The following is a 26,160-nucleotide window of genomic DNA, read 5'->3' on the forward strand; positions in this document are numbered from 1 at the left end:
ACTCGACAGGATCGCGGCAAACCGTGGCTATCCGGTCATGCTGCGAATGGATAATGGTCCGGAATTTATCTCTCTGACGCTGGCTGAATGGGCAGACAGACATGCAGTAAAACTGGAGTTTATCCAGCCGGGTAAGCCGACGCAGAACGCTTTTATTAAACGTTTTAACCGGACATACCGTACAGAAATACTCGATTTTTATCTGTTCAGAACGCTGAATGAAGTGCGGGAAATCACGGAGAAATGGTTATCAGAATATAACTGTGAACGCCCGCATGAGTCACTGAACAATATGACACCGGAGGAATACCGACAGCACCATTATTTGGCCGGGATCTCAAAAAAAGCATGGGACTAAAATGGGTCTATTTACATGATCTTTGGCCTGGCGGAGTACCCATGCCTTCAGACTGGTTTAAAATCTGCAGAGGTTATTGACTCCAGGTTTAATAGACTAATCGGTAAACATAATCAGCCATGATAAATAGGTCTTTATCATATTTACTATAAATAAGGCCTGATTTTTCTTGATAAATGATAAAATCCTGGCTGGCTGTTCAGGTCAGGCAGGTTTAGTTAGATGGCTTCACACAGTTTACTCAAGCACAATACTTTTTCCACTCATCAAGCTGCGCTTTCTCATCATCAGCTCCGCTTATTATGTCCTGAAAAAAGTTACCATATAATGAATTTATGCGGAAGACACATCTTCCGCATAAATTATGAGGTTCAGAAGCGATATCCAACACCGATATTAAATCCATTAATTTTTGTCAAGAGCTCACGGCTTCCTTCATATCCCACATCAATAACAAAATTCTTTGTGGGATTCATTTGTACACCGGCTCCCCATGCCAGCGCTTTTTCATTGGCTGACGCTGAGACCGCGTATGGACTACCATCCTCCCAGGTACCGTTTTCCTTATCTCTTGCTTTAAGCATTGCAGCCCCTACCAGTGCATATAAAGAAAAAGAGTCAGTCACTTGATAAGTCGGGCCAACCATTAACGAGCCATATTTTACATTCGACTTATTATGGTAGGTTTCTCCGGTATCCTCATCAGTTCCAGAAGAGCTGTCATTGCCATACATGTAAGTTAAAGAGGTGATAATCCCTACAGGAAAATCCCCCTGATAATGATACTTAACGTTCACTCCACGGATATTCCCACCAGCGTTCATTTTACCTTGTGAGTACCCAGCAGTAAGTGAGTTGGTATCTGCCTGTGCAGTATTTATGGCAAAAATACCTGCAGATAAGATAAGTACTAATGCTTCTTTTTTCATAGCCATTCCTTAAGATTACTCTTGTTAATTATGGTGTTCATGAACACCAGTAGCATCTGTCCAACACAGAAACATAAACATTCTGCTGGTCAGAAAAATCTGCCTGAAAGAGATAGCTTATTGCCTGTTCATTTACATTGTATTTCTTACATTTCAATATAGTTATTAACGCAACCGAAACAAGTGATAAAAATAAAAACAACACAAAGCGAGCCTAAAGCAACATTATAAATCAACTCCATTTTATGCGGACTTGACTTACACAAACCCGCAGCCATTTAAACTCTCTAAAAAATTTCGATTAGAGATGTAAACTCTTGGCATGTAAATTTTATTTATTGACTGAACAATTACATAATTTATGCTCTAAAAATAGAGCAAATACCATTAAGTACAAAATTTTATTCATGTTGTTTTAAAATCATTTACATTCACAATGAATAATCACAGCATAAAATATTAATATTTAATACTGTGATAGCGATATTGGAATTAAACAGAACGATGACAGAACACAGTATATCCTGGCGAATAACCAGCACACCGTTTGTATTGCGCCCGGAGAAATGCAAGGTTCGAGCTTGTCCGTAATTCTGTGTAACTGCCACTGTATTAAAGGTGATCGCTCAGGCACTGAGGAATCCCCAGTAATGGGCGGGTAAAAAAAGACAGACATAGAGTTTTGTGATCTACTGATTTGTGTAACCAATTCAATGAGATCACCTCTATGTCTGCTCGCCAGGTATGTCAAAATTTTTTCTGCGGCGCTTTAGCTCCGTTTCACAAATATCGACAAAATGCTTTGCTGGATGCCACCATCGCACTTATCAATGGCGCATCTCTGACGCTGACCAGTATCGGACGTTATTTACCAGGTACTGCTCAGGTCAAAAATAAAACAAAACGTGTTGATCCTTTGCTCGGTAATGTGTCTCTTCATCACGATATCCCTCTGATTTTCAGAAATATTATTTCCATGCTGACGAACCGACTATCACTGTGCGTCATCGCTGTTGACTGGAACGGGTATCCCTCTCAGGAGTATCACGTACTCCGTGCCAGCCTGATTTGCGATGGACGTTCGCTACCCTTGCTGAGCTGGATAGCTCCTTCGGAAAAGCAGCAAAACGCAAAGGTACAGCAAGCTTTTCTTAATACTCTTTTCGAGGCGGTAAACCCAAAAGCAAGGGTCATCATCGTCACGGACGCAGGGTTCCAAAATGACTGGTTCCGGCACATAAAATCTCTCGGCTGGGATTTTATCGGACGCATCAGAGGCAATGTCCGGATGCGTTTGGACAGCAAGGGGGAATACTGGTTCCGGCGTCAGGAATTGCAGGCCAGTACTAAACCGGAATATCTGGGGCCGGGAATGCTTGCCCGATCAAAATATACCCGATGCGATGGTCATTTTTATTTGCATAAAAAAGAACCGAAAGGACGGAAAAATAAACGCTCTCGCTGTGGTATAGCCAGACCATCACAGATAAAAGATGCCCGCTCGGCGGCAAAAGAACCGTGGTTAATATTCAGTAGCACAAACAACTTTAAGCCGCGAGAAATCATGAAGTTATACAGTCGCCGAATGCAGATTGAGCAAAACTTCAGGGATGAAAAAAGTGAGCGTTTTGGGTTCGGCCTACGTGCCAGCTACAGCCGTTCGGCAGGAAGAGTGCTGGTACTGAGCCTACTGGCAACACTGAGCACAATAGTGCTCAGACTACTGATAAAGTCCTGGCTGAAAAGCCCGGACTTTGTCAGCAGTCTGAACGGTGCTAAGCACCGTTCTTAATCACCTCGCCAGAACCTACCAGAATATGATGTTGGTTTATTAGCGCTGATTTATGGGGATCCCTCAGCGCTCAGGCGGTCACCTGAACTCGATAATAAAACGACTCATCGCCAGCCGCCAGTTCTGGATCGGCATACTCCATTTTTTTGACGCCTCCTTGATTGCCAGATAAATAACCTTCCGCACCGAGTCGTCCGTCGGGAACACTTTGCGTTTCTTAATCGCGGCACGGATCACGCTGTTCAGCGATTCTATGGCATTCGTGGTGTAGATGGCCTTGCGGATATCCGGCGGGTAGCCGAAGAATGTGTTCAGTTTTTCCCAGTGCGTACGTCAGCTTTTGCTGATTTGCGGATACTTATTATCCCACGCGTCTGCGAACGCATCCAGCGCCATCAGCGCCGCCTCTTCGGTCGGAGCCTGATAAACTGCTTTTAGCCCGCTGGTGACTGTAGCGGGCTTGTCTGAGCATATTTCAATATCTAAGCTGGTGGTGATAACGGCCCCGACAGCACTTCTGCTTCGCCGTTATGGCAGATATCATCGCCCCTTGTCAGGTGCCAGACACCGACAATAAGCTGTCCTGATTCCAGATCGTCAACTGTGTCGTTCGTATAGTATGTCACCTGAAAACACCGTTATGCTGAATCCAGTAATACCCTTCTTTCATTCACACCTCCGCAAGACTAAGCAAATAGTATAGGGCGAAGCAGAAAATGCCACGGTGCAAGAAACCACAATTTAAATTACAGTCTCAAATTGACCGGAATAAATTTCAGTGTAAACCCACCGCCGTTTCACGAGATCCGCAGCTTATCCGGACGACTGTATAAAGATGCTTACGGGGAAGGGTTTGCTCAGAAACTCCTGGGGCATACTTCCGAGAACACAACAAAATGTACCTTGATGAGCGAGACGAAAAGGCATACATGATGCTCTAATTTTTTGTTTTAAAAATGTTAAATCAGATTTTGTTGTGATATAAAGAAAAAAGAGCGAATACAGAAATTCGGACATTTTCGGACAAGCGTTTTTAATTGTTTGATTTGTAATGAAAATAAAAAGAGACCGAATACGATTCCTGTATTCGGTCCAGGGAAATGGCTCTTGGGAGAGAGCCGTGCGCTAAAAGTTGGCATTAATGCAGGCTAAATCGCCTTGCCCTTTAAGAATAGATGACGACGCCAGGTTTTCCAGTTTGTGACGAAGGTGATTGAAAAAACCTGGCGTTTTGTCTGTCATCAGAGCTAAAAAAACCGTAAGTCTTTTCGTGAAGGTTTACGGTTTTTTATCAAAAATCAGTCAGTTATTGGATGGATCACAAAGCTTTTCCGCACGTTCGATAAACGGCGCCAGACTCATTTTTTCACCGGGCTTCGCCGGGTTATCGATTTGAATGACGGCAATAGGCTGAGCGCGCGTTTTACCCTCCGCTACTTGCTGTTCGGCAATGGCATTCAAGGGATACTGCACCAGCGTACTGGGGTTGATCACATAGAGCGCCTGGCCAGGCCGACAGGTCAACATGACCTCTTCCCGATTAAACGCCCACTTGTCTTTTCCTACTTCAAAACGACTTACGGTAATCACCTGCGGCGCCGCCAACGCTACGCCCGAAGTGGCCAGCAGAAGCGCCGGAAGGAGTATTTTTTTCATTCGTTATGCCAGTCCATCAGAAAGGTTCGAGGGTTGCAAACAGGCTGACGATCGCCAGAACTATGCCTCCAACTCCCCATTCAATTTGCGTCATCCTGACAAACCATAGGTCAGTCCGGGGATTTTCCTGTCGCATACGCGGTACGAGAACATACCGATTCGTCAGCGCAATTGCTACCATAAGCACCACCAGCGCACATTTTAACAAAAGCAACTGTCCATAGGTGGTCTGCCAGATAGCGGTAAATCCCGTGATAAATAGCGTGTTGCCAATGCCTGTAAGCAATACGCCCGCCACAAAAAAGTGACCATAACGAGAAAAACGCATCATGGCGCTAATAGCATGTTGACGCCAGCGTCCCTGAGCCATGCGCATACAATAAACCACTGGTAACAGCCCGCCAAACCAGGCTGCGGCACAGAGCAAATGCAGAGCATGGTTAATCTGCTGTAATGTTCCCGCTACACCATCGCGCATCGTCGCATGTCCAACGCCTGCCAGCAGGATAAACTGAGCAACGGTTAGAATAAGAAGCCGTCGTTGCATTTTTACCGGCGCAATGACTACCACCGCCAGCGTGACCAGCGCGAGGATAATTTGCCATATCCAGACCGCGCCAAAGCGGGTTTGCAGTACCGCGCCCCACACCGAGGCGGAAAAAACATCGGGCCAGCCGCCGCCCATCAGTCCGCCCTGAATCGCCAGCATAAAAGCCGCGCTGATAACGCTCCAGGCGGCGGCATGTCGTTGCAGATGTAAAAATCGACGCGTCATTAAACGACGAATTGATGCGGGTGCCAGCCAGGCGCCGTAAAGCGCGCAGCCGTAGACCAGCATCAAACTAGCAAAATGAATAAATCGGAGAGTTATCCAGACGAATGTCAGCATCATTTATTTCACGCTGAAGGTGTATTTCCCTTTTGTTTTATGTCCATCCACCGACACAACGTGCCAGTCTACCGTGTAAGCGCCAGATTTTAACGGCTGTTCAAGCGGGATAATCAACTGCGTTTTATCCTGTTCATTGCGCTTTGCCGGGCGCGTTTTGATGAGCTCTTGCTGAGGGCCAGTAATGGTTGCGCCGCTGAATCCTGGCTCAATCCCTTCAGAAAAGTTCAGGGTCAGCGCCTGTGGCGAGGCCGTAACGGCAGCATTCGCCGCTGGATACTGATGCGTCAGGTGCGCATGTGCCCAGGCCGCTGGCGTCGCAAATGTCGATGCCAGCAGCAGTAAAGCTAAACGTCGCGATGGTGCAGAAGAAGCCATATTCACTATTCCTTTTTGTTATACCTACGTTACAAAGAATAACCTTCAACAATCAATGAGTCGAGGATCATCATTTCCATCTTGCCATTACCGCGGACTCTTAGTACCTTCTGGCGGCAACAAAAAAGGAGACGCGTATGAAAACGAATCTGGCTCAGCTTGAACAAGCGGAAATGGATAAAGTCAATGTGGACCTGGCGGCAGCCGGGGTGGCATTTAAAGAGCGCTACAATATGCCAGTTGTCGCGGAGGTGGTCGAACGTGAGCAGCCAGAGCATCTACGCCCCTGGTTTCGCGAGCGGCTGATTGCCCATCGTCTGGCTTCCGTATCACTATCCCGACTCCCTTACGAACCCAAAGTTAAATAAAAATTATATAACGTTACACTTCCTTACATGCAGACGACTACATTATAAGGCGATTCTTAACCTATGCTTTTTAGAATGGCTGTAGAGACTATGAAAAGGAAGTCATTATGTCCTCCTGGAAAATTGCTGCTGCGCAGTATGCGCCCCTGAACGCCTCGCCGGCGGAGCATGTCGCCCATCATCTGGAATATATTGAGCTTGCGGCTCGTCAACAGTGCGAACTGCTGGTCTTTCCGTCACTGTCGCTATTAGGCTGCGACGAAAGAAATAAATCGTTGCCCGCCCCGCCTGACGAGGCGCTTTTACAGCCGCTCACTCATGCGGCCGATACCCACCATATGACTATCATTGTGGGTATGCCTGTTGAGCATAACTGCCGCTTCGTAAAAGGCATCGCTATTTTTGCCCCATGGCTAACATCGCCACTCATGTTTCACAAAAGTCATGGCGCCTGTATTGCCAGGCAGCGTAGCGCTATCAACGTGGTGGATGAGCAGCCAGAAGGTGGTGATATAGATCCCTCATTTACGTTATTCACAACCAGTCAATGTCTTAACGAGCCTGAACTCCATGCCTCTACCTCACGCTTACAACGTTTTTCGCATAAATATGCGCTGGCCGTACTGATGGCCAATGCCTGTGGCAGTAGCGCGCTGTGGGATGAAAGCGGACAACTTATTGTTCGTGCTGATTGCGGTTCGCTATTACTGACGGGTCTGCGCACAACGGAGGGTTGGCAAGGCGATATCATTCCATTACGCTAAGGTCTTTCGGTGAGGAATGAATCATGTTGCGGATTATAGACACGGAAACCTGCGGGCTGCAGGGTGGGATCGTAGAGATAGCCTCTGTTGACGTCATTGATGGCAACATTGTCAATCCCATGAGTCACCTGATACGCCCCGATCGCCCTATTACGCCGCAGGCGATGGCGATACACCGTATTACCGAAGCCATGGTCGCCGATAAGCCGTGGATTGAAGATGTCATACCGCTTTATTACGGTAGTGAGTGGTATGTCGCTCACAATGCCAGTTTCGACAGACGCGTATTACCTGAATTGCCGGGTGAGTGGATCTGTACCATGAAGTTGTCGCGACACCTGTGGCCGGGAATAAAATACAGCAATATGGCGCTCTATAAATCGCGTAAACTAAGCGTACAAACGCCGCCGGGGCTGCATCATCACCGGGCGCTTTATGATTGCTATATCACCGCCGCCTTGCTGATTGATATTATGCGAACCACCGGCTGGACCGCGGAAGAAATGGTCAATATCACGGGCCGTCCTGCGCTGTTAACCACTTTCCCGTTCGGTAAATACCGCGGTAAGGCGGTGTCTGAAGTCGCAAAACGCGATCCGGGCTATTTACGCTGGCTTTTTAATAACCTTGATAATATGAGCCCGGAACTTCGCCTGACGCTTAAACACTACCTGGAAGATGTTCAGGCTGGCGAGCAACGCAGCAATCGAACACCACAATAACCCGCGACGCTCACAAGCCGTTGCGAGCTCGCGCGTCTATGCGCTATGTAAGGTTCCCTGCGCCAGGCCGATTAAAAAGGCGAACTCCAGCGCGACGCCTTCGTAGGATTTAAACCGCCCCGACTTACCACCGTGCCCGGAGTCCATATCCGTACATAACAGCAGCAGACGTTGGTCCGTTTTTAGCTCGCGTAATTTTGCCACCCACTTCGCCGGTTCCCAGTATTGCACCTGGGAATCGTGCAATCCTGTCGTCACCAGCAGGTGCGGATAGTCCTGCGCTTTGACATTGTCATAAGGACTATAGCTTTTCATATAGTCATAATACTCAATATCCTGCGGGTTCCCCCACTCTTCAAACTCTCCTGTCGTTAGTGGGATCGACTCATCCAGCATCGTGGTTAATACATCAACAAAGGGTACCTGGGCAATAACGCCGTGGAAAAGCTCGGGGCGTTCGTTGATAGCGACGCCCATTAGCATTCCACCCGCGCTCCCGCCCATCCCATAACACAGCGACGGCGAACCGTAACCCAGTTTTAATAAGGCATCGCAGGCATCAAGATAATCATTAAAAGTATTCCGCTTTTTGAGGAATTTGCCATCTTCATACCACTGCTGCCCCAGCTCACCGCCGCCGCGAACGTGTACGATTGCGTAAACAAAGCCACGATCCAGCAAGCTCAGTCGGCTGCTGCTGAAGTCGGCGTCAATACTGGAACCGTAAGATCCGTAGCCGTAAACCAGAAGCGGATTTTGCCCTTTACGAAAATACTTCTGATGATAAACCAGCGATACCGGCACTTCGACGCCGTCGCGTGCGGTGATCCACAGGTGTTCGCTCTGATAACAGCCAGAATCAAACCCAGGCACTTCCGTCTGTTTAAGTACCCGTCGCTCTCCGGTATCCATATCCAGTTCAAACAAGGTATCTGGCGTCGTCATTGAAGAATAGCCGTAACGCAGCCGGGAGGTCTCAGGTTCGGGATTATAGGCAAGCCACGTCACGTAAGCCGGATCGTCAAAGGCAATGCCTATCACTTCACGGGTTTTACGGTTAATTTGCCGCAGGCTGGTAAGCCCCCGTTGACGCTCTTCGACCACTAACCAGTCGGTAAACAGGGTAAACCCTTCCAGCATAATATGCTCACGCGGAGGGATCAGCTCTTCCCAGGCGTTTTCATTGCGCACGCGGGTACGGTACAACCCAAAGTTTTTACCGTTCCGGTTAGAACGCAGGTAAAACTTATGTTGATAGTGATCGAGACTATATTCATGGTCTTTGCGGCGCGGTAAAAATGAAAACGGCTCGGCATCGGCCAGTTCCGCGTCAAGTAATAGCACTTCGCTAGTGGTGGCGCTGGCAAGATGAATCACCACATAATGCTGCGAAGTGGTTTTATGCAGGCTGACATAAAAGGTATCGTCTTTCTCCTCATATACCAGTTCATCTTGCGATGACGGAGTGCCAATCGTGTGCCGCCAAACCTGATAGGGCAGCAGCGTCTTCTTATGCTTACGCACATAGTAAAGGGTCAGGGAATCATTGGCCCAGACAAATTCAGGCGCAACGTTATCCAGCAGTTCCGGATACCAGTTACCGCTTTCGAGGTTACGAAAACGCAACCCATACTGACGACGGGATAAATAATCTTCCGCCAGCGCCATGATGGTATTATCCGGCGTAATGGCAAGTCCGCCGAGCGTATAAAATTCGCTGTGCGCGGCCCGCTGGTTCGCATCGAGCAAGGTTTCCCACACATCCCACTCTTCGCTTAACGCCGATTGTCGTTGATAGATGGCATATTCGCAGCCGGGTTCATAGATATAACGGTAGCGATAGCCGTTTTTCACATACGGAGCGGAAACGTCTCTGGGCGGGATGCGATCGATAATTTCTTTTAGAATGCGGTCCTGTAACGCCTGCTGAGAGGACATGACCTTCCGGCCATACTCATTTTCCTGATGCAGGTAATCAAGGACTTCCGGCTGCGAGCGAGTGTCATCTCGCAGCCAGTAATAATTATCAATGCGCGTATCGCCATGTACGGTCATGGCATAGGGAATTCGATTGGCTTTTGGCAACATGTCGTTTTTTCTTTTGCGTTAATATTTGTTATATATCACGCGGCAAACACAGCGGCGTAGCATGGTAGTCCCGGTCGCTCACCTCGGTAAGCGCCTGAGATGTCACTGCTTCGCCGCTATCCTGCAACATGAATGACGTAAACTATCCATCCTATAAGGGTGGCAAAAGACACGCATGATGCAAGCGAAACATGTTACTTAATGGCAGGTTATCAGCCTGGTAGCGCCTGTTTTTGCTGCTGCAAGTCCTGCTCGATACCGTCCCGAACCTCCTGAGGAATTTTTAGTGCGTCTCCTAACGCATTCAGATAGCTACGTTCCATAAAGTGGTCAATATCAATGGCGGCGCAGCTCAGGAAGTAGATTTCCAGGGCTTCTTCTTCATTGCGAACACCCTGTGCCAGACGTTGTGGATCAAGCGGCTGCTCAATAGCTTTCTCGATAAACACACGCCCTTGCTCTTCCACACCTGATTCTCGCAGTTGGTGCTCAATCGCCGCGCGTTCTTTGGCATCAATATGCCCATCGCTTTTTGCAGCAAAAACCAGCGCCAGGATCAGTCGCTCAGTGCGAACATCCAGCGGCGTACTTTGGCTGCCGAATTGCGGCTCCCCCTGATGCGCAGCGCGTACTTTATCTTTGTACTTATTCCACAATACGGAACCCGCCACCGCGCCGCCGCCCACCAGCAAAGCGCCAGTACCGTATTTGGTTAATAATTTGCGCGAAGACTTATTGGCGACCAACAGTCCAGCCAGACCGCCCAGCGCGCCGGGAACCAGCAGTTTATTTAACCCCTGTTCACCGGAAGGCGATGCGGAAGCACCTTTTTGCCCAAGAAGTGATTGTAATTGGTTCAACCAGTTAGCCATAGTACCCCTCAAATACAGACCAATAATGGTCAAGAGTACCTGAGGGGATGTCAGGAATTGTCTGTTCCGGCAAAAGAAGCGCAAATTACGCTGCTAGCGGGGCTTATATTCCGCCTTGCCGGCTTTGCAATCAACGATGACCTGATAATGAATATCGGCACTTTTACCGCGAACAGTTAGCGGAACTGTCCATTTATCATTTTGACCCACAACGTCCTGCACATTAACCCACGCGACCGGGTCAGCCTGCCCGACCTTTTTTTGATCGTCTGCCCACCGCACGATACGATTTTGCTGGTAGTCGCGCTTCACGCTTGCCGCAATCCCCGCGGCATCCAGCCCTTTGCACTGCGGAAACTTAACCGATTTACTCTCGGTGGATGCCGCAAATGCCGATACGCTGGCGGATAACAACAGCAGGCTCAACAACGCTCCTCTTTTATTCATACTTTTCTCCTTAGCACAATGATTCAGGAAAAGCATGGTACAAAACGCCGGGAGCGCAAGTACGGGTTCAGGCGGCTTGCTTTTTCGTTTTACTCACGGCGTCCTTTTCAACCGCCTGCGGAGAAGGCAACTTACCGGTTTTGAGGATAGTGCTTAACACCTCTTTATGTTCCGCCAGCCACAGCGACAACGCTTCGCGCTGCCCATCTTCCAGCACGACTGGCGACTGCTCAAGCCAGGTATCAAGAAGATCGGCAGTATCGAGCATTTTGTCCCAGGCGTCGGCTTCCTTTTTACTGGTAAATGACATCTTCTCCTCACCCTCGCGAATGACTACGTATTTAACTTCAACCGCCATTTTGCAGCCTCTTATTCACCTGTATTTATATACAGTATATTGCAAGGCGGCAAGAAAAGCAATCTATTCGAAAAGACATACGCAAACGTTTTCGTATATACTGCGCGCAGGTAAATAAGGGGACAGAAATATGACGCTATTAGGCACTGCGCTGCGTCCGGCAGCAACGCGGGTGATGTTATTAGGGGCAGGAGAATTGGGAAAAGAGGTGGCGATTGAATGCCAACGCCTGGGGATCGAGGTTATCGCCGTCGATCGCTATCCTGATGCTCCCGCCATGCATGTGGCTCACCGTTCACACGTCATTAATATGCTGGACGGCGAGGCGCTACGTCATGTGATTACAGAGGAAAAACCGCATTATATCGTGCCGGAAATAGAAGCGATCGCCACCGATACGCTGCGTGAACTGGAGGGAGAAGGACTGAATGTCGTGCCTTGCGCTCGTGCAACGCAGCTCACGATGAACCGCGAAGGGATCCGTCGCCTGGCCGCAGAAGAATTAGGACTGCCGACATCGACGTATCGCTTTGCCGACAGTGAGGCCAGTTTTCATGATGCGGTAGCCGCAGTGGGTTTTCCTTGCATCGTCAAACCGGTCATGAGCTCTTCCGGCAAAGGCCAGAGCTTTATCCGCTCGGCCGAACAGCTCGCGCAGGCATGGGAGTATGCTCAACAGGGCGGACGCGCTGGCGCGGGTCGCGTGATTGTGGAAGGCGTGGTTAAATTTGATTTTGAAATTACGCTGCTCACCGTTAGCGCCGTCGATGGCGTGCATTTCTGCGCGCCGGTCGGTCATCGTCAGCAAGATGGCGACTATCGCGAATCCTGGCAGCCACAGCAGATGAGCGAACTGGCGCTGAAGCGGGCGCAAGAGATTGCCCGTCATGTGGTACTGGCGTTAGGCGGTCATGGTCTGTTCGGCGTTGAACTCTTCGTCTGTGGCGATGAAGTCATTTTCAGCGAAGTCTCCCCTCGCCCGCACGATACCGGAATGGTCACATTGATTTCTCAGGATCTCTCTGAGTTTGCGCTGCATGTGCGCGCCTTTCTGGGAATGCCCGTAGGCGCTATTCGCCAGTATGGTCCCGCTGCCTCGGCCGTGATTCTGCCGCAGCTTACCAGTCAAAATGTGACGTTTGATAATGTACACGCGGCGGTAGGGGCCGGAGTGCAGGTACGGCTGTTTGGTAAGCCTGAGATCGACGGCACCCGTCGTCTTGGTGTAGCGTTAGCGACAGGTGAAAACGTTGAAGAAGCGGTGATAAGAGCGAAAAAGGCCGCCAGCCGCGTGATGGTAAAAGGCTAATGCGCCATCGCCTGATGGCGACGTTAGCGCATTTTTATCAGACCTGCCTGATCGCCACTCGTAAGCCCGATAAGCAAGCGCCATCGGGCATTTAACGGCTTACTGCTTCGCGCCTTCTACCGCTTCGCGCGCCAGTTTAGTGATGCGATCGTAATCACCCGCTTCCAGTGCGTCGGCCGGCACCAGCCAGGAACCGCCGATGCACAACACGCTTTTCAGCGCCAGATAGTCACGATAGTTTGCCGGAGAGATGCCGCCGGTTGGGCAGAAACGTACCTGAGAGAACGGACCGGCAATCGCCTGCAACGCTTTAGTGCCGCCATTCGCTTCCGCCGGGAAGAATTTGAACTCTTTCAGACCATAGTCCATGCCCAACATCAGTTCAGAAACGGTGCTAATACCGGGAATCAATGGGATAGTGCCTGCCGTCGCGGCTTTCAGCAGTGGCTCAGTCAGTCCCGGGCTAATCGCAAACTGCGCGCCCGCTTCCGTCACCTCCGCCAACTGCTGCGGATTGAGAACGGTTCCGGCGCCGACAATCGCTTCCGGCACGTCTTTAGCGATAGCGCGAATAGCATCCATCGCGCAGGCCGTACGTAAAGTCACTTCCAGAACGCGAACGCCCCCGGCCACCAGCGCTTTAGCCATCGGCACCGCGTGCTCCAGTTTATTGACTACAATGACCGGGACAACCGGGCCGGTGGTCAGGATTGCTTCTGCACTTGTTTTCCAGTTTTTCATCGGAATTCTTCTCTCGCCTGATTACTAGTGTGTCATCTTAAAAAGTGATACAGGTTGCGCCCTGCTCCGCACCCGACAGCTTTTCGCGCAGCGCGCCAAACAACTCACGCCCCGTTCCGACGCGCGACGCGCTCAGGTCCGGAATATGAGGCTGACGAGCGGCAAGTTCCGCCTCGTCGACCAGCAGAGTTAACTCACCTGTCTGCCCATTCACGCGAATGATGTCGCCATCGCGCACTTTTGCCAGTAAGCCGCCATCGTAGGCTTCCGGCGTTACGTGGATAGCTGAAGGCACTTTACCCGAAGCGCCTGAAAGTCGTCCATCAGTAACTAACGCGATTTTGAAACGGCGGTCCAATAATACACCAAGTGGCGGCATGAGTTTATGTAATTCTGGCATTCCATTCGCTTTTGGTCCCTGATGACGCACGACAACGACACAATCCCGGTCAAGCAGGCCCGCGTCAAACGCAGGCAGCACATCATGCTGACTTTCAAATACCATGGCAGGCGCTTCAATGATCTGGTTTTCAACCGGTACCGCAGACGTCTTCATTACTGCGCGCCCCAGATTACCGCTTAGCACCTTAGTACCGCCGTGAGGAGAGAACGGCTTATCAAAAGAGGCAATGACATCGTTATCCAGTGACCTTTCCGCGCCTTCACGCCAGTCCAGCTCGCCGTTGTTGAGCCAGGGCTCCAGCGTATAGCGTTTCAGGCCGAAGCCTGCGACAGTATTAACGTCTTCGTGCAGCAATCCGGCATTGAGCAGCTCACGCATCAATACCGGTACGCCGCCCGCCGCCTGGAAGTGGTTAATGTCCGCCGGACCGTTCGGGTACAGACGCGCCATCAACGGAACCACTTCCGACAAATCCGAGAAGTCATCCCAGTTGATCAGAATGCCCGCCGCGCGCGCCATTGCAACCAGATGCATGGTGTGGTTGGTGGAGCCGCCGGTAGCCAGCAGCGCGACAATGCCGTTCACCACGACTTTTTCGTCGATCATTTTACCGAGCGGCATCCACGTATTGCCGTTGCCGGTAAGACGGGTTACCTGACGTGCGGCAGCGGCAGTCAATGCCTCGCGCAGCGGCGCATCCGGATGCACAAACGAAGAACCCGGCAACTGCATTCCCATAAACTCCACCACCATCTGGTTGGTGTTGGCGGTGCCGTAAAATGTACAGGTGCCCGGCGCATGGTAAGAGGCGGCTTCCGACTCCAGCAGCGCCATTCTGTCCACTTTTCCTTCCGCATATAGCTGACGAATACGGACTTTTTCTTTATTCGGGAGGCCGCTCGCCATCGGGCCTGACGGAACAAAAATCGCGGGTAAATGACCAAAAGAGAGCGCGGCCATCGCCAGCCCCGGAACGATTTTGTCGCATACGCCGAGGAATAACGCGCCGTCAAACATATTGTGAGAGAGGCCTACTGCTGCCGACATCGCTATCACTTCGCGGCTGAGTAATGACAACTCCATGCCATCCTGCCCTTGCGTAACGCCATCGCACATTGCCGGTACGCCGCCTGCGACCTGACCTACCGCATTCACGGAATGCAGGGCCTGACGAATAATCTGCGGATAATGTTCATACGGTTGATGCGCAGAGAGCATGTCATTGTAGGAGGTAATAATGGCGATATTATTGCGCAACATACTTTTCAGCGAGGCTTTGTCCTCTGGCTGACAGGCGGCGAAACCATGCGCCAGGTTGCCGCAGGCCAGTTGAGATCGGTGGACCGTGGTAGTTTTCGCCTGCTCAATGCGGGCAAGATAGGCTTTTCGGGTCTGCTGCGAGCGTTCGACAATGCGCTGTGTTACGCGTAACAAATTAGGATTCATAGAGGCTCCTGAAATTTATCTGTCCGGCTACCGGGTTTACCATGCGTTTCATCAATGTGGAAAGACAGTGAAATACATGATGTCCGGTGATAATGGGGCAAAATCGTTTCAGGCAGTGTAATAAAAAAAGCCTCGCAGGTGAATCCACACGAGGCTTAAAAGTGCAAAAATGATTCTACAATCTGTGTTAGATCATGTTACCGGTAAAATACCACCTAAGAGTGAGTGGCAAATTTACTCAAACTCATTCCACGAACGACCGTCACGGGTAATCATCGCCACGGACGCTACCGGTCCCCAGGTGCCCGCCTGATACGGCTTCGGCGCGTCGTTGTCCATCGCCCATGCTTCGGTAATGGAGTCCACCCACTTCCAGGCTTCTTCCACTTCGTCACGGCGGACAAACAGCGCCTGAATGCCACGCATCGTTTCCAGCAGCAGGCGCTCATATGCATCCGCCAGGTGCGTCTGATTAAAGGTCTCGGAGTAGCTCAGATCAAGCTTCGTGATCTGCAGATTATGCTTATGATCCAGCCCCGGTACTTTGTTAAGCACCTGAATATCTACGCCTTCATCCGGCTGCAGGCGAATCGTCAATTTGTTCTGCGGCAGGTCTTGCCAGGACTCTTTAAAGAGGTTCAGTTCAGGCGTCTTGAAATAAACCACGACTTCAGAGCACTTGGTTGGCAGACGCTTGCCGGTGCGCAGATAGAATGGCACGCCCGCCCAACGCCAGTTATCGATGTCGACGCGGATCGCGACGAAAGTTTCGGTGTTGCTGCTTTTATTCGCGCCCTCTTCTTCCAGATAGCCCGGCACCTTTTGACCCTGCGCAAAGCCCGCGGTGTATTGACCACGAACCGTTTTTTCACGCACGTTGGAGCGATCAATACGGCGCAGCGATTTCAACACTTTGACTTTTTCATCGCGAATACTGTCGGCGCTCAGGTCAGACGGCGGTGACATGGCAATCATGCAGAGAATTTGCAGTAAGTGGTTCTGGATCATATCGCGCATCTGACCGGCCTGGTCAAAGTATCCCCAGCGCCCTTCAATCCCCACCTCTTCCGCTACGGTAATCTCAACGTGATCGATAGTGCGGTTATCCCAGTTATTAACGAATAACGAGTTGGCAAAACGCAGCGCCAGCAGGTTGAGAACCGTTTCTTTGCCCAGATAGTGGTCGATACGATACACCTGGCACTCTTCAAAGTATTCGCCGACCCGATCGTTAATCTCACGCGAGGTCGCCAGCGAAGTACCCAACGGTTTTTCCATCACGACGCGCGCCGGTTTGGCGTTGAGTTTAGCCTCCCCTAACCCTTTGCAAATAGCGCCAAACGTGCTGGGCGGCATCGCAAAATAGTTAATGGTGGTGCGGTTTTTTTGATCCAGCATATCGCCCAGGCGACTAAACGCAGGCGTATCGTTAACGTCAAGATTACAAAAATCCAGACGGCCGCTCAGCGTATCCCACAAGCCTTCATCAATTTTTTCCTTCATGAAGGTTTCCAGCGCCTCACGCACGACGTGGGTATAAGCTTCTTTATCCCAGTCCGCGCGCCCCACCCCAATGATCCGGGTATCCGGATGGATCTGGCCGGCTTTCTCAAGCTGATACAGGGAAGGCAGCAGTTTCCGGCGCGCCAGGTCGCCTTTCGCGCCGAAAATGACCAGGTCACATGCCTGGGCTGTTTGCGTTACCGCCATGTCATTCTCCTCAGTTAATCTCCTGGTACTTTAGCCAGGATATCGTTGTAATTTTATTACACAGCACTGTACTGCTTTTACGAGATTACGGAAACCGTAAACGCCTTTTCATGGGTGAACCGGCGTTTGATTGGCAATATAATCGGCAAAACGCCTAATAAAATTGTCGCTTTTCCACACAAGCTGGAACTTAAAATCCGACGTCGGTCATGTAATGAAAAAAAACGACACCTTTTTTAGCCATTTTGCCCCCTTTGACAGCCGCCAGGAGTAATATCTAACAAAACGCGCTCGGTTTCGCGCATCATTGAAATCGCTAATACCCATGAGCCTTGCTAATCATGAATATGCTGGAAAAAGTCCAGTCTCAACTGGAACATTTAAGCAAATCTGAACGAAAAGTCGCCGATGTTATTCTGGCCGCCCCAGGCAGATCGATTCACTTAAGCATTGCCATGCTGGCCCAGGAAGCTAACGTTAGCGAGCCAACGGTGAACCGTTTCTGTCGCAGCATGAATACCCGCGGCTTTCCTGATTTTAAACTGCATCTGGCGCAAAGTCTGGCAAATGGCACCCCCTATGTTAATCGCAATGTGGATGAAGATGACAGCGTTGAGGCCTATACAGGAAAAATCTTCGAGTCCGCCATGGCCAGTCTCGACCATGTTCGCCAGTCGCTGGATAAATCGGCCGTCAACCGCGCCGTCGATTTACTGACCCAGGCAAAAAAAATCGCCTTTTTTGGTCTTGGTTCCTCCGCCGCGGTCGCGCATGACGCCATGAATAAGTTTTTTCGCTTCAATGTGCCGGTGATTTACTCCGACGATATCGTGCTGCAACGGATGAGCTGTATGAATTGTAACGATGATGACGTCGTCGTGCTCATTTCGCATACTGGCAGAACCAAGAGCCTGGTGGAACTGGCGCAGTTGGCGCGGGAAAACGATGCGATGGTGATCGCCCTGACCTCCGCTGGAACGCCGCTGGCGCGCGAAGCCACGCTGGCCATTACCCTCGACGTACCGGAAGATACAGACATTTATATGCCCATGGTCTCTCGACTTGCTCAACTGACCGTGATAGATGTGCTGGCAACGGGATTTACTTTGCGTCGCGGGGCAAAATTCAGAGATAACTTGAAGCGTGTCAAGGAAGCGCTCAAGGAATCGCGTTTTGATAAAGAATTACTCATCAAGAGTGATGACCGCTAAAAGCAATAACAATGTTCTACCCTTTTCGTCATCCGGGGACGTTCATTTTATACCGTTAAGGTTTCAGAACGACCGGATCAATGTTCACGCAACACCAAGTTGTTTTAGTCAACGGAGTATTACATGTCCAGAAGGCTTCGCAGAACCAAAATCGTTACCACGTTAGGCCCGGCAACTGACCGCGATAACAACCTTGAGAAAGTTATCGCCGCGGGCGCAAACGTAGTACGTATGAACTTCTCTCACGGCTCGCCGGAAGATCATAAAATGCGTGCTGATAAAGTCCGTGAGATTGCCGCCAAACTGGGGCGTCATGTGGCTATTTTAGGCGACCTGCAAGGGCCAAAAATTCGCGTTTCCACTTTTAAAGAAGGCAAAGTGTTCCTCAATATCGGGGACAAATTTCTGTTAGACGCTAACCTGGGTAAAGGCGAAGGCGACAAAGAAAAAGTCGGCATTGATTACAAAGGGTTGCCGGCAGACGTCGTTCCTGGCGATATCCTGCTGCTTGACGATGGTCGAGTGCAGTTGAAAGTGCTTGAAGTCCAGGGCATGAAAGTCTTTACCGAGGTCACCGTCGGCGGCCCGCTGTCTAACAATAAAGGCATTAACAAGCTCGGCGGCGGGCTTTCTGCTGAAGCGCTGACCGAAAAAGATAAAGCCGATATTCAAACCGCTGCGCTGATAGGCGTTGACTATCTGGCCGTCTCCTTCCCGCGCTGCGGCGAAGATCTGAACTATGCACGCCGCCTGGCGCGCGACGCCGGCTGCGACGCGAAAATTGTGGCTAAGGTCGAACGCGCCGAAGCGGTATGCGACCAAAACGCCATGGACGATATCATTCTGGCCTCTGACGTTGTGATGGTCGCACGTGGCGATCTGGGCGTTGAAATCGGCGATCCGGAGCTGGTTGGTATCCAGAAGGCGCTGATTCGCCGTGCGCGTCAGCTAAACCGCGCAGTCATCACCGCAACGCAGATGATGGAGTCGATGATCACCAACCCGATGCCGACCCGTGCGGAAGTGATGGACGTGGCGAACGCCGTCCTGGATGGTACGGATGCGGTTATGCTGTCTGCCGAAACCGCAGCCGGTCAGTATCCTTCTGAAACCGTTGCCGCAATGGCGCGCGTCTGCCTGGGCGCAGAAAAAATCCCCAGCATCAATGTGTCTAAACACCGTCTCGACGTGCAGTTCGACAACGTTGAAGAAGCCATTGCCATGTCTGCGATGTATGCGGCAAACCATCTGAAAGGCGTTACCGCGATCATCACCATGACGGAATCCGGTCGTACCGCGCTAATGACTTCCCGTATCAGCTCCGGCCTGCCGATTTTCGCCATGTCGCGCCATGAACGCACGCTGAACCTGACCGCGCTCTACCGCGGAGTAACGCCGGTGCATTTTGATAGCGCGGCTGATGGCGTTGTCGCGGCGCATGAAGCTGTTAATCTGCTGCGCGATAAAGGGTATCTGGTTTCCGGTGACCTGGTTATCGTGACCCAGGGCGATGTCATGAGCACCGTCGGTTCTACCAATACCACGCGTATTTTGACCGTGGAGTAAAACTCCCCCACGCCTGTTCATCAGGTAGTACAGGGGTTGTCAGCATAAAGCCTCTCTTACGAGAGGCTTTATTTATTTGATGGGATAAAGATCTTTACGCTTATACGGCTGAATCTCGCCTGGCTTGCGGGTTTTGAGCAACTTCAGGATCCAGGTGTACTGTTCCGGATGCGGGCCGACAAAAATTTCGACCTCTTCGTTCATCCGTCTGGCGATAGTGTGGTCGTCAGCCGTGAGCAGATCGTCCATTGGCGGGCGAATCTGGATAGTCAGTCGATGCGTTTTACCATTATACACCGGAAAAAGCGGTATCACGCGTGCGCGGCACACTTTCATCAGCCGACCAATCGCAGGCAGCGTTGCTTTGTATGTCGCAAAGAAATCAACGAATTCACTATGCTCCGGGCCGTGATCCTGGTCCGGCAGGTAGTAGCCCCAGTAGCCCTGACGAACAGACTGAATAAAGGGTTTAATCCCGTCATTACGCGCATGCAAACGTCCGCCGAAACGCCGACGCACTGTGTTCCAGATATAATCAAAAACCGGATTACCCTGATTATGAAACATCGCCGCCATTTTTTGCCCCTGAGAGGCCATCAGCATGGCTGGAATGTCGACGCCCCAGCCATGCGGTACGAGAAAAATGACTTTTTCGTCGTTACGACGCATCTCCTCAATGATTTCCAGACCTTCCCAGTCAACACGCTGTTGAATTTTTTTCGGACCGCGCATCGCCAACTCAGCCATCATCGCCATTGCCTGCGGCGCGGTGGCGAACATCTCATCGACAATCGCTTCGCGTTCAGCTTCGCTACGCTGCGGAAAGCACAATGACAGATTAATTAGCGCCCGACGACGAGAACTCTTCCCCAGCCGTCCGGCAAAACGCCCCAGCGTCGCCAGCAAAGGGTCGCGGAATGATGCCGGTGTTAATGCGATCCCCGCCATTGCCGCCGCGCCCAACCAGGCGCCCCAATACTGCGGATAGCGAAAGGATTTTTCGAACTCAGGGATATACTCACTATTATTTTTTTTGGTTTCCATGCTTTTCCAGGGTCTGCTGACGCGAAAAGGAATTGTGAATAGTGTAGCGACGTCTGCGTCTCACACAAAACAAAAAAGCCGGCACACATCGCGTACCGGCTCTGTCAGCGCATTTGTTAATCGAAGCGCAGTTGTGGCAGAACTTCTTTCACCTGTGCCAGGTATTCACGACGATCTGACCCCGTCAGACCTTCCGTGCGCGGCAATTTTGCTGTTAGAGGGTTAACGGCTTGCTGGTTGATCCATACCTCATAATGCAGATGCGGCCCTGTGGAACGCCCGGTGTTACCAGAAAGCGCAATACGATCGCCACGTTTCACTTTTTGCCCCGGTTTCACCAGCAGCTTACGCAAGTGCATGTAACGTGTGGTGTAGGTGCGTCCATGACGAATCGCAATGTAGTAACCGGCAGCGCCGCTACGTTTAGCGACCACGACCTCGCCATCCCCCACCGACAGCACCGGCGTACCCTGCGGCATCGCAAAGTCAACGCCACGATGCGGCGCAACGCGTCCGGTAACCGGGTTCAGACGACGCGGATTGAAGTTGGAGGAGATGCGGAACTGTTTGGCGGTCGGGAAGCGTAAAAAGCCTTTCGCCAGGCCAACACCGTTACGGTCATAGAATTTACCGTCAGCGGCGCGAATGGCGTAGTAATCTTTACCATCGGAACGCATCCGCACGCCCAACAACTGACTCTGTTCACGCTTGCCATCCAGCATCTCGCGCGACATCAGAACCGAAAATTCATCGCCCTTTTTCAGCTTGCGAAAATCCATCTGCCACTGCATGGCTTTTATCACTGCGCTGATTTCGCTGCTGGTTAAACCGGCCTCTTTCGCGCTGGCGACAAAGCTACCCCCTACCGTACCTTTCAGCAGACTGTTGACCCAGTCCCCCTGCTGCATTTCACTGCTCATTTTAAAACCGTTGGCAGTGCGATCGTAGGTACGCGTTTCACGGCGGGAGACTTCCCATGTCAGACGCTGTAAATCGCCATCGGCGGTCAGTGTCCAGGAAAGCTGTTGGCCAATTTTCAGATTGCGCAGCTCCTTATCAGAAGCGGCAAGTCGGCTAATATCGCTCATATCGATGCCGTACTGATTCAGAATGCTGCTTAACGTATCGCCTGTGGAGACGACGTATTCATGGACGCCGACTTCGCCTGCGGTTTTATCGTCCAGCTCATCCTGAGGAATAGCTTCATCTTCCTGCGCGGCCTGATCAATGGGTTCGCTGGCCTCCGGTAAGAGGGAACGAATCTCGCTTTTCTCCAGTTCAATAGTTTTAACGATTGGTGCGGATTCTGGGTGGTAAACATAGGGCCGCCATACGGCGACGGCCAGTGTCAGAACGGTAAGTGACCCCAGCATAACGCGGTGGGGTCGGGGCAGATTATTAAATGCCAAGGCGACAGAGCGGGCTATCTGTTGCACGTATTCACTTCCTCGTTAATCTCCTTTCAGGCAGCTCGCATACTGGTTGGCTAATTGGCTTAAAAACGCTGAATAGCTTGTTTTACCCAGTTTAATGTTCGTCCCGAGGGGGTCCAGTGTTCCCATTCGAACAGATGTCCCTCTCGCCACGGCTTCCACGACCGCTGGCCTGAATTGTGGCTCAGCAAAAACGCAGGTTGCTTTTTGCTCAACCAACTGTGTTCTTATTTCATGTAAACGCTGCGCGCCAGGTTGTATCTCAGGGTTCACGGTAAAGTGACCGAGCGGGGTGAGTCCGTAGTGTTTTTCGTAGTAACCGTAGGCGTCATGAAAAACGAAATACCCTTTCCCCTTGAGCGGCGCGAGCTCGTTACCGACCTGTTTATCGGTTGCGGCTAATTGTGCCTCAAAATCCTTCAGGTTGGCGTCGATTTTGGCTCGACTTTGCGGCATAAGTTCCACTAATTTTTCATGGATTGCAACCGCTGTAGCCCGCGCTATCTCTGGGGAGAGCCAAAGATGCATGTTATATTCGCCATGATGGTGATGTACGTCACCTTTTTCCTCATCGGCGCCCGTATGCGCATGTTCATCCTCATCATCATCCGCGCCCTTCATGAGTAACGGTTTTACATCGGCAAGTTGCGCAATGGTAACCTGCTTATTATCAGGGATATTCCTGACCGACTTCTCCATAAAGGCTTCCATTTCCGGGCCAACCCAGACGACTAAGTCCGCGCCCTGTAAGCGTTTTACGTCTGATGGACGCAATGAATAATCATGCTCGGATGCCCCATCCGGAAGTAATACTTGCGTATCCGTAACGCCATCAGCAATGGCGGAAACGATAAACCCAAGTGGTTTAAGCGAAGCGACAACGGCGGCGTCGGCAGCCTGGGTTGCACTCCCCCAAAGCGCGGCGGATAATGCTGCGAAAAGAAGCGTATTTTTCTGTAACATAATGCGACTAATCATCGTAATGAATGTGTGAAATGTGATATTATAACATTCTATCACTTCTGCAAGCCTAAAATTAACATGACAAGTTTAGTTTCACTGGAAAACGTCTCGGTCTCATTTGGTCAACGCCGCGTCCTCTCTGACGTGTCGCTTGAATTGAGCCCCGGAAAAATTTTAACGCTTCTCGGCCCTAACGGCGCGGGGAAGTCAACGCTTGTACGCGTGGTTTTAGGACTGGTAGCCCCTGATGATGGGGTGATCAAGCGCAACGGGCAACTCCGTATCGGCTATGTCCCGCAAAAGCTCTATCTCGATACCACGCTTCCGCTGACGGTAAACCGGTTTTTACGTTTACGTCCCGGCACGCAAAAAACGGATATTCTCCCGGCGCTTAAACGCGTTCAGGCCGGACATTTGATTGACGCGCCCATGCAAAAACTCTCCGGCGGTGAGACACAGCGCGTACTGCTGGCGCGTGCTCTGCTTAACAGGCCGCAGTTGCTGGTACTTGATGAGCCGACGCAAGGCGTGGATGTCAACGGCCAGGTCGCGTTATACGACCTTATCGATCAGCTGCGCCGTGAACTCGATTGCGCCGTGCTGATGGTGTCGCATGATCTACATCTGGTCATGGCAAAGACAGATGAAGTGTTATGCCTGAACCATCATATTTGCTGTTCCGGCACGCCGGAAGTGGTGTCTATGCATCCGGAATTTATCTCTATGTTTGGCCCGCGTGGCGCGGAGCAATTAGGGATTTATCGCCATCATCATAATCATCGCCACGATTTACAGGGTCGTATTGTACTGCGCCGGGGAAATGGTCACTCATGATTGAATTATTGCTGCCCGGCTGGCTGGCCGGGATGATGCTGGCCTGCGCCGCTGGTCCGTTGGGCTCATTTGTGGTCTGGCGTCGGATGTCCTATTTTGGCGATACGCTGGCTCACGCGTCGCTTCTGGGCGTGGCGTTTGGCCTGTTGCTGGACGTTAACCCCTTTTATGCGGTAATCGCCGTTACGCTGCTGCTGGCCGCCGGTCTGGTATGGCTGGAGAAACGCCCTCACCTCGCGATTGATACCTTACTGGGCATTATGGCGCACAGCGCCTTGTCTTTAGGACTGGTCGTGGTCAGCCTGATGTCCAATGTTCGCGTTGATTTAATGGCTTATCTGTTTGGCGATTTGCTGGCCGTCACGCCGGAAGATCTTATCTCGATCGCTATTGGGGTCGTTATTGTGCTGGCCATTCTCTTCTGGCAGTGGCGCAACTTGCTGTCAATGACTATCAGTCCGGATCTTGCCTTTGTCGATGGCGTGAAGTTACAGCGCGTGAAGCTGCTATTGATGCTGGTAACGGCGTTAACTATTGGCGTGGCGATGAAGTTTGTCGGAGCGCTGATCATTACGTCGCTGCTGATTATCCCCGCCGCAACCGCGCGTCGCTTTGCCCGTACGCCGGAGCAGATGGCGGGCGTAGCGGTGGTAGCAGGAATGCTCGCCGTAACGGGCGGACTGACCTTCTCAGCCTTTTATGATACCCCGGCAGGGCCATCCGTAGTGCTGTGTGCCGCGCTGCTGTTTATCTTCAGTATGATGAAAAAGCAGGCAAGCTAAGCGTGTGTTGCCCGGTGACGCTGCGCTTACCGGGCCTACAAAATCGCCCAAGTCTGATGAGCGCAGCGACTTCAGGCGCTAAGGCATCTCTGGCGGCGTGATCCCGAAATGGTTCCAGGCGCGCACCGTTGCCATACGTCCACGCGGCGTACGCTGTAAAAAGCCTTGCTGAATCAGATACGGCTCCAGCACATCCTCAATGGTTTCACGCTCTTCGCCAATCGCTGCCGCCAGGTTATCCAGTCCCACCGGACCACCGAAGAATTTATCAATAACCGCCAGCAGTAGCTTGCGATCCATATAATCAAACCCTTCCGCATCGACGTTCAGCATATCCAGCGCCTGCGCGGCAATTTCCGCTGAAATAGCCCCGTCATGCTTCACCTCGGCGAAATCACGCACACGTCTGAGCAGACGGTTAGCTATACGCGGCGTACCGCGCGCCCGACGCGCCACTTCCAGCGCGCCGTCATCGCTCATCTCAAGCCCCATGTGCCTTGCGCTACGCCCGACGATGTACTGCAGATCGGGCACCTGGTAGAACTCCAGGCGCTGCACAATACCAAAACGGTCGCGTAGCGGCGAGGTCAGCGAACCGGCTCGCGTCGTCGCGCCAATGAGCGTAAACGGCGGCAGATCGATCTTAATTGAACGTGCAGCAGGCCCTTCGCCAATCATAATATCCAGCTGGTAATCTTCCATCGCCGGATAGAGTACCTCTTCCACCACCGGTGAAAGCCGGTGAATCTCATCAATAAACAGCACATCATGCGGTTCAAGATTGGTGAGCATAGCCGCCAGATCGCCTGCTTTTTCCAGCACCGGGCCGGACGTGGTTCGGAGATTGACGCCCATTTCATTGGCAACGATATTCGCCAGAGTCGTCTTACCTAACCCTGGCGGGCCGAAAATCAGCAAGTGATCTAGTGCGTCGCCACGCAGTTTTGCCGCCTGAATAAAGATCTCCATCTGGGAGCGCACCTGCGGTTGGCCGACATATTCCGCCAATAACTTCGGGCGAATGGCGCGATCGGCGACGTCTTCTGCGATCGTGGCGCCTGCTGAAATCAGGCGATCTGCTTCTATCATCCTTTACC

General features: G+C 51.4%; 25 protein-coding genes and 4 pseudogenes. 12 read left to right on the top strand and 17 right to left on the bottom strand.

All coding sequences use genetic code 11. From position 1 onward, the window contains the following. Positions 1 to 358, top strand: a 358-nt coding sequence (locus tag ACLD11_RS16080; protein WP_411015103.1) for an integrase core domain-containing protein, incomplete at its 5' end; no start/stop codon positions are given. After that, on the top strand, positions 349 to 438 hold the full coding sequence (locus ACLD11_RS16085; RefSeq protein ID WP_183059757.1) for a PagK family vesicle-borne virulence factor: 90 nt from the start codon (positions 349 to 351) through the stop codon (positions 436 to 438). The genes ACLD11_RS16080 and ACLD11_RS16085, both read left to right, overlap by 10 nt. A gap of 291 nt (positions 439 to 729) precedes the next feature. Here ACLD11_RS16085 and ACLD11_RS16090 read toward each other — a convergent pair whose 3' ends face one another. Next, positions 730 to 1,287 carry an Ail/Lom family outer membrane beta-barrel protein gene (locus ACLD11_RS16090; protein ID WP_411012356.1) on the bottom strand — a complete coding sequence of 186 codons (558 nt, stop codon included), beginning with the start codon at positions 1,285 to 1,287 and terminating at the stop codon, positions 730 to 732. A 727-nt stretch (positions 1,288 to 2,014) separates the two neighbouring features. On the opposite strand from ACLD11_RS16090, the pseudogene ACLD11_RS16095 reads away from it, so the two are divergent. After that, positions 2,015 to 3,122: pseudogene (locus ACLD11_RS16095) on the top strand (IS4 family transposase). A 7-nt stretch (positions 3,123 to 3,129) separates the two neighbouring features. On the opposite strand, the pseudogene ACLD11_RS16100 reads toward ACLD11_RS16095, so the two are convergent. Both ACLD11_RS16100 and ACLD11_RS16105 read right to left on the bottom strand, forming a co-directional pair. After that, positions 3,130 to 3,529: pseudogene (locus tag ACLD11_RS16100) on the bottom strand (transposase); the annotation flags it as partial. A 32-nt stretch (positions 3,530 to 3,561) separates the two neighbouring features. Next, positions 3,562 to 3,749 (bottom strand): annotated as a pseudogene (locus ACLD11_RS16105) (hypothetical protein). Positions 3,750 to 3,835: 86 nt separating this feature from the next. Here ACLD11_RS16105 and ACLD11_RS16110 point away from each other — a divergent pair. Then, positions 3,836 to 4,020: pseudogene (locus tag ACLD11_RS16110) on the top strand (integrase); the annotation flags it as partial. Between the two features lie 361 nt (positions 4,021 to 4,381). Here the strand turns inward: ACLD11_RS16110 and ACLD11_RS16115 are convergent. Genes ACLD11_RS16115 through yobA form a run of 3 tightly spaced genes read right to left on the bottom strand, consistent with a single transcriptional unit; the run spans position 4,382 to position 6,002 of the window. Then, positions 4,382 to 4,735 (bottom strand): YebY family protein, encoded by a 354-nt coding sequence (locus ACLD11_RS16115; protein ID WP_183059916.1) that lies wholly within the window; start codon positions 4,733 to 4,735, stop codon positions 4,382 to 4,384. Positions 4,736 to 4,751: 16 nt separating this feature from the next. Next, entirely contained in the window at positions 4,752 to 5,627 is an 876-nt protein-coding gene (gene copD / locus ACLD11_RS16120) for a copper homeostasis membrane protein CopD (RefSeq protein ID WP_411015104.1), read from the bottom strand. Continuing rightward, a complete protein-coding gene (gene yobA / locus ACLD11_RS16125; protein ID WP_000168393.1) occupies positions 5,628 to 6,002 on the bottom strand; it encodes a CopC domain-containing protein YobA in 375 nt (124 codons plus the stop codon). A gap of 137 nt (positions 6,003 to 6,139) precedes the next feature. Here yobA and ACLD11_RS16130 point away from each other — a divergent pair, with 137 nt between their 5' ends. The 3 genes from ACLD11_RS16130 to exoX all read left to right on the top strand — a co-directional run bounded on the left by ACLD11_RS16130 (position 6,140) and on the right by exoX (position 7,856). Continuing rightward, the gene (locus ACLD11_RS16130) at positions 6,140 to 6,370 is read left to right on the top strand and encodes a DNA polymerase III subunit theta (protein WP_316987690.1); all 231 of its coding nucleotides are present in this window, start codon (positions 6,140 to 6,142) and stop codon (positions 6,368 to 6,370) included. A 107-nt stretch (positions 6,371 to 6,477) separates the two neighbouring features. Beyond that, the gene (locus tag ACLD11_RS16135) at positions 6,478 to 7,134 is read left to right on the top strand and encodes a carbon-nitrogen hydrolase family protein (RefSeq protein ID WP_000100257.1); all 657 of its coding nucleotides are present in this window, start codon (positions 6,478 to 6,480) and stop codon (positions 7,132 to 7,134) included. Between the two features lie 23 nt (positions 7,135 to 7,157). Next, complete coding sequence (gene exoX / locus ACLD11_RS16140) at positions 7,158 to 7,856, top strand: exodeoxyribonuclease X (protein ID WP_411015105.1); 699 nt, start codon at positions 7,158 to 7,160, stop codon at positions 7,854 to 7,856. Between the two features lie 36 nt (positions 7,857 to 7,892). Here exoX and ptrB read toward each other — a convergent pair whose 3' ends face one another. The 4 genes from ptrB to yebG all read right to left on the bottom strand — a co-directional run bounded on the left by ptrB (position 7,893) and on the right by yebG (position 11,621). Next, on the bottom strand, positions 7,893 to 9,944 hold the full coding sequence (gene ptrB / locus ACLD11_RS16145) for an oligopeptidase B (protein ID WP_411015106.1): 2,052 nt from the start codon (positions 9,942 to 9,944) through the stop codon (positions 7,893 to 7,895). A 212-nt stretch (positions 9,945 to 10,156) separates the two neighbouring features. After that, entirely contained in the window at positions 10,157 to 10,816 is a 660-nt protein-coding gene (locus tag ACLD11_RS16150) for a tellurite resistance TerB family protein (protein ID WP_000024707.1), read from the bottom strand. Positions 10,817 to 10,909: 93 nt separating this feature from the next. Next, a complete protein-coding gene (gene yebF / locus ACLD11_RS16155) occupies positions 10,910 to 11,263 on the bottom strand; it encodes a protein YebF (protein ID WP_411015107.1) in 354 nt (117 codons plus the stop codon). 67 nt (positions 11,264 to 11,330) lie between these two features. After that, a complete protein-coding gene (gene yebG, locus ACLD11_RS16160) occupies positions 11,331 to 11,621 on the bottom strand; it encodes a DNA damage-inducible protein YebG (protein WP_000257726.1) in 291 nt (96 codons plus the stop codon). 130 nt (positions 11,622 to 11,751) lie between these two features. On the opposite strand from yebG, the gene purT reads away from it, so the two are divergent. Next, positions 11,752 to 12,930, top strand: a complete 1,179-nt coding sequence (purT, locus tag ACLD11_RS16165; RefSeq protein WP_134944732.1) for a formate-dependent phosphoribosylglycinamide formyltransferase — start codon at positions 11,752 to 11,754, stop codon at positions 12,928 to 12,930. Positions 12,931 to 13,029: 99 nt separating this feature from the next. Here the strand turns inward: purT and kdgA are convergent, their stop codons facing one another. The 3 genes from kdgA to zwf form a co-directional block, all read right to left on the bottom strand. Next, positions 13,030 to 13,671 carry a bifunctional 4-hydroxy-2-oxoglutarate aldolase/2-dehydro-3-deoxy-phosphogluconate aldolase gene (kdgA, locus tag ACLD11_RS16170; protein WP_000800494.1) on the bottom strand — a complete coding sequence of 214 codons (642 nt, stop codon included), beginning with the start codon at positions 13,669 to 13,671 and terminating at the stop codon, positions 13,030 to 13,032. A gap of 37 nt (positions 13,672 to 13,708) precedes the next feature. Then, positions 13,709 to 15,520, bottom strand: coding sequence for a phosphogluconate dehydratase (gene edd / locus ACLD11_RS16175; protein WP_411015108.1), 1,812 nt, complete (start codon positions 15,518 to 15,520; stop codon positions 13,709 to 13,711). 234 nt (positions 15,521 to 15,754) lie between these two features. Continuing rightward, entirely contained in the window at positions 15,755 to 17,230 is a 1,476-nt protein-coding gene (gene zwf / locus ACLD11_RS16180; RefSeq protein WP_000301711.1) for a glucose-6-phosphate dehydrogenase, read from the bottom strand. A gap of 341 nt (positions 17,231 to 17,571) precedes the next feature. On the opposite strand from zwf, the gene ACLD11_RS16185 reads away from it, so the two are divergent. Both ACLD11_RS16185 and pyk read left to right on the top strand, forming a co-directional pair. Then, positions 17,572 to 18,441 (top strand): MurR/RpiR family transcriptional regulator, encoded by an 870-nt coding sequence (locus tag ACLD11_RS16185; protein ID WP_020898861.1) that lies wholly within the window; start codon positions 17,572 to 17,574, stop codon positions 18,439 to 18,441. A gap of 123 nt (positions 18,442 to 18,564) precedes the next feature. Next, on the top strand, positions 18,565 to 20,007 hold the full coding sequence (gene pyk, locus ACLD11_RS16190; protein WP_000091156.1) for a pyruvate kinase: 1,443 nt from the start codon (positions 18,565 to 18,567) through the stop codon (positions 20,005 to 20,007). Between the two features lie 72 nt (positions 20,008 to 20,079). On the opposite strand, the gene lpxM is transcribed toward pyk, so the two are convergent. The 3 genes from lpxM to znuA all read right to left on the bottom strand — a co-directional run bounded on the left by lpxM (position 20,080) and on the right by znuA (position 23,447). Then, complete coding sequence (gene lpxM / locus ACLD11_RS16195) at positions 20,080 to 21,051, bottom strand: lauroyl-Kdo(2)-lipid IV(A) myristoyltransferase (protein WP_000448401.1); 972 nt, start codon at positions 21,049 to 21,051, stop codon at positions 20,080 to 20,082. A gap of 116 nt (positions 21,052 to 21,167) precedes the next feature. Continuing rightward, the gene (mepM, locus tag ACLD11_RS16200; protein ID WP_001184028.1) at positions 21,168 to 22,487 is read right to left on the bottom strand and encodes a murein DD-endopeptidase MepM; all 1,320 of its coding nucleotides are present in this window, start codon (positions 22,485 to 22,487) and stop codon (positions 21,168 to 21,170) included. Positions 22,488 to 22,502: 15 nt separating this feature from the next. Then, a complete protein-coding gene (znuA, locus tag ACLD11_RS16205) occupies positions 22,503 to 23,447 on the bottom strand; it encodes a zinc ABC transporter substrate-binding protein ZnuA (RefSeq protein WP_411015109.1) in 945 nt (314 codons plus the stop codon). A 78-nt stretch (positions 23,448 to 23,525) separates the two neighbouring features. Here znuA and znuC point away from each other — a divergent pair, with 78 nt between their 5' ends. Together znuC and znuB are read left to right on the top strand one after the other, a co-directional pair. Next, positions 23,526 to 24,281: a zinc ABC transporter ATP-binding protein ZnuC gene (gene znuC / locus ACLD11_RS16210; protein WP_411015110.1), complete on the top strand. Its 756-nt coding sequence runs from the start codon at positions 23,526 to 23,528 to the stop codon at positions 24,279 to 24,281. Further along, positions 24,278 to 25,063 (top strand): zinc ABC transporter permease subunit ZnuB, encoded by a 786-nt coding sequence (gene znuB, locus ACLD11_RS16215; protein ID WP_079793188.1) that lies wholly within the window; start codon positions 24,278 to 24,280, stop codon positions 25,061 to 25,063. Before znuC ends, znuB begins: the two co-directional genes overlap by 4 nt. Positions 25,064 to 25,141: 78 nt before the next feature. On the opposite strand, the gene ruvB is transcribed toward znuB, so the two are convergent. After that, on the bottom strand, positions 25,142 to 26,152 hold the full coding sequence (ruvB, locus tag ACLD11_RS16220) for a Holliday junction branch migration DNA helicase RuvB (protein ID WP_080246103.1): 1,011 nt from the start codon (positions 26,150 to 26,152) through the stop codon (positions 25,142 to 25,144). Between the last annotated feature and the right edge of the window lie 8 nt (positions 26,153 to 26,160).

The sequence above is a fragment of the Salmonella sp. 741265116_PST genome (assembly GCF_046567715.1).
GTDB lineage: Bacteria > Pseudomonadota > Gammaproteobacteria > Enterobacterales > Enterobacteriaceae > Salmonella > Salmonella enterica.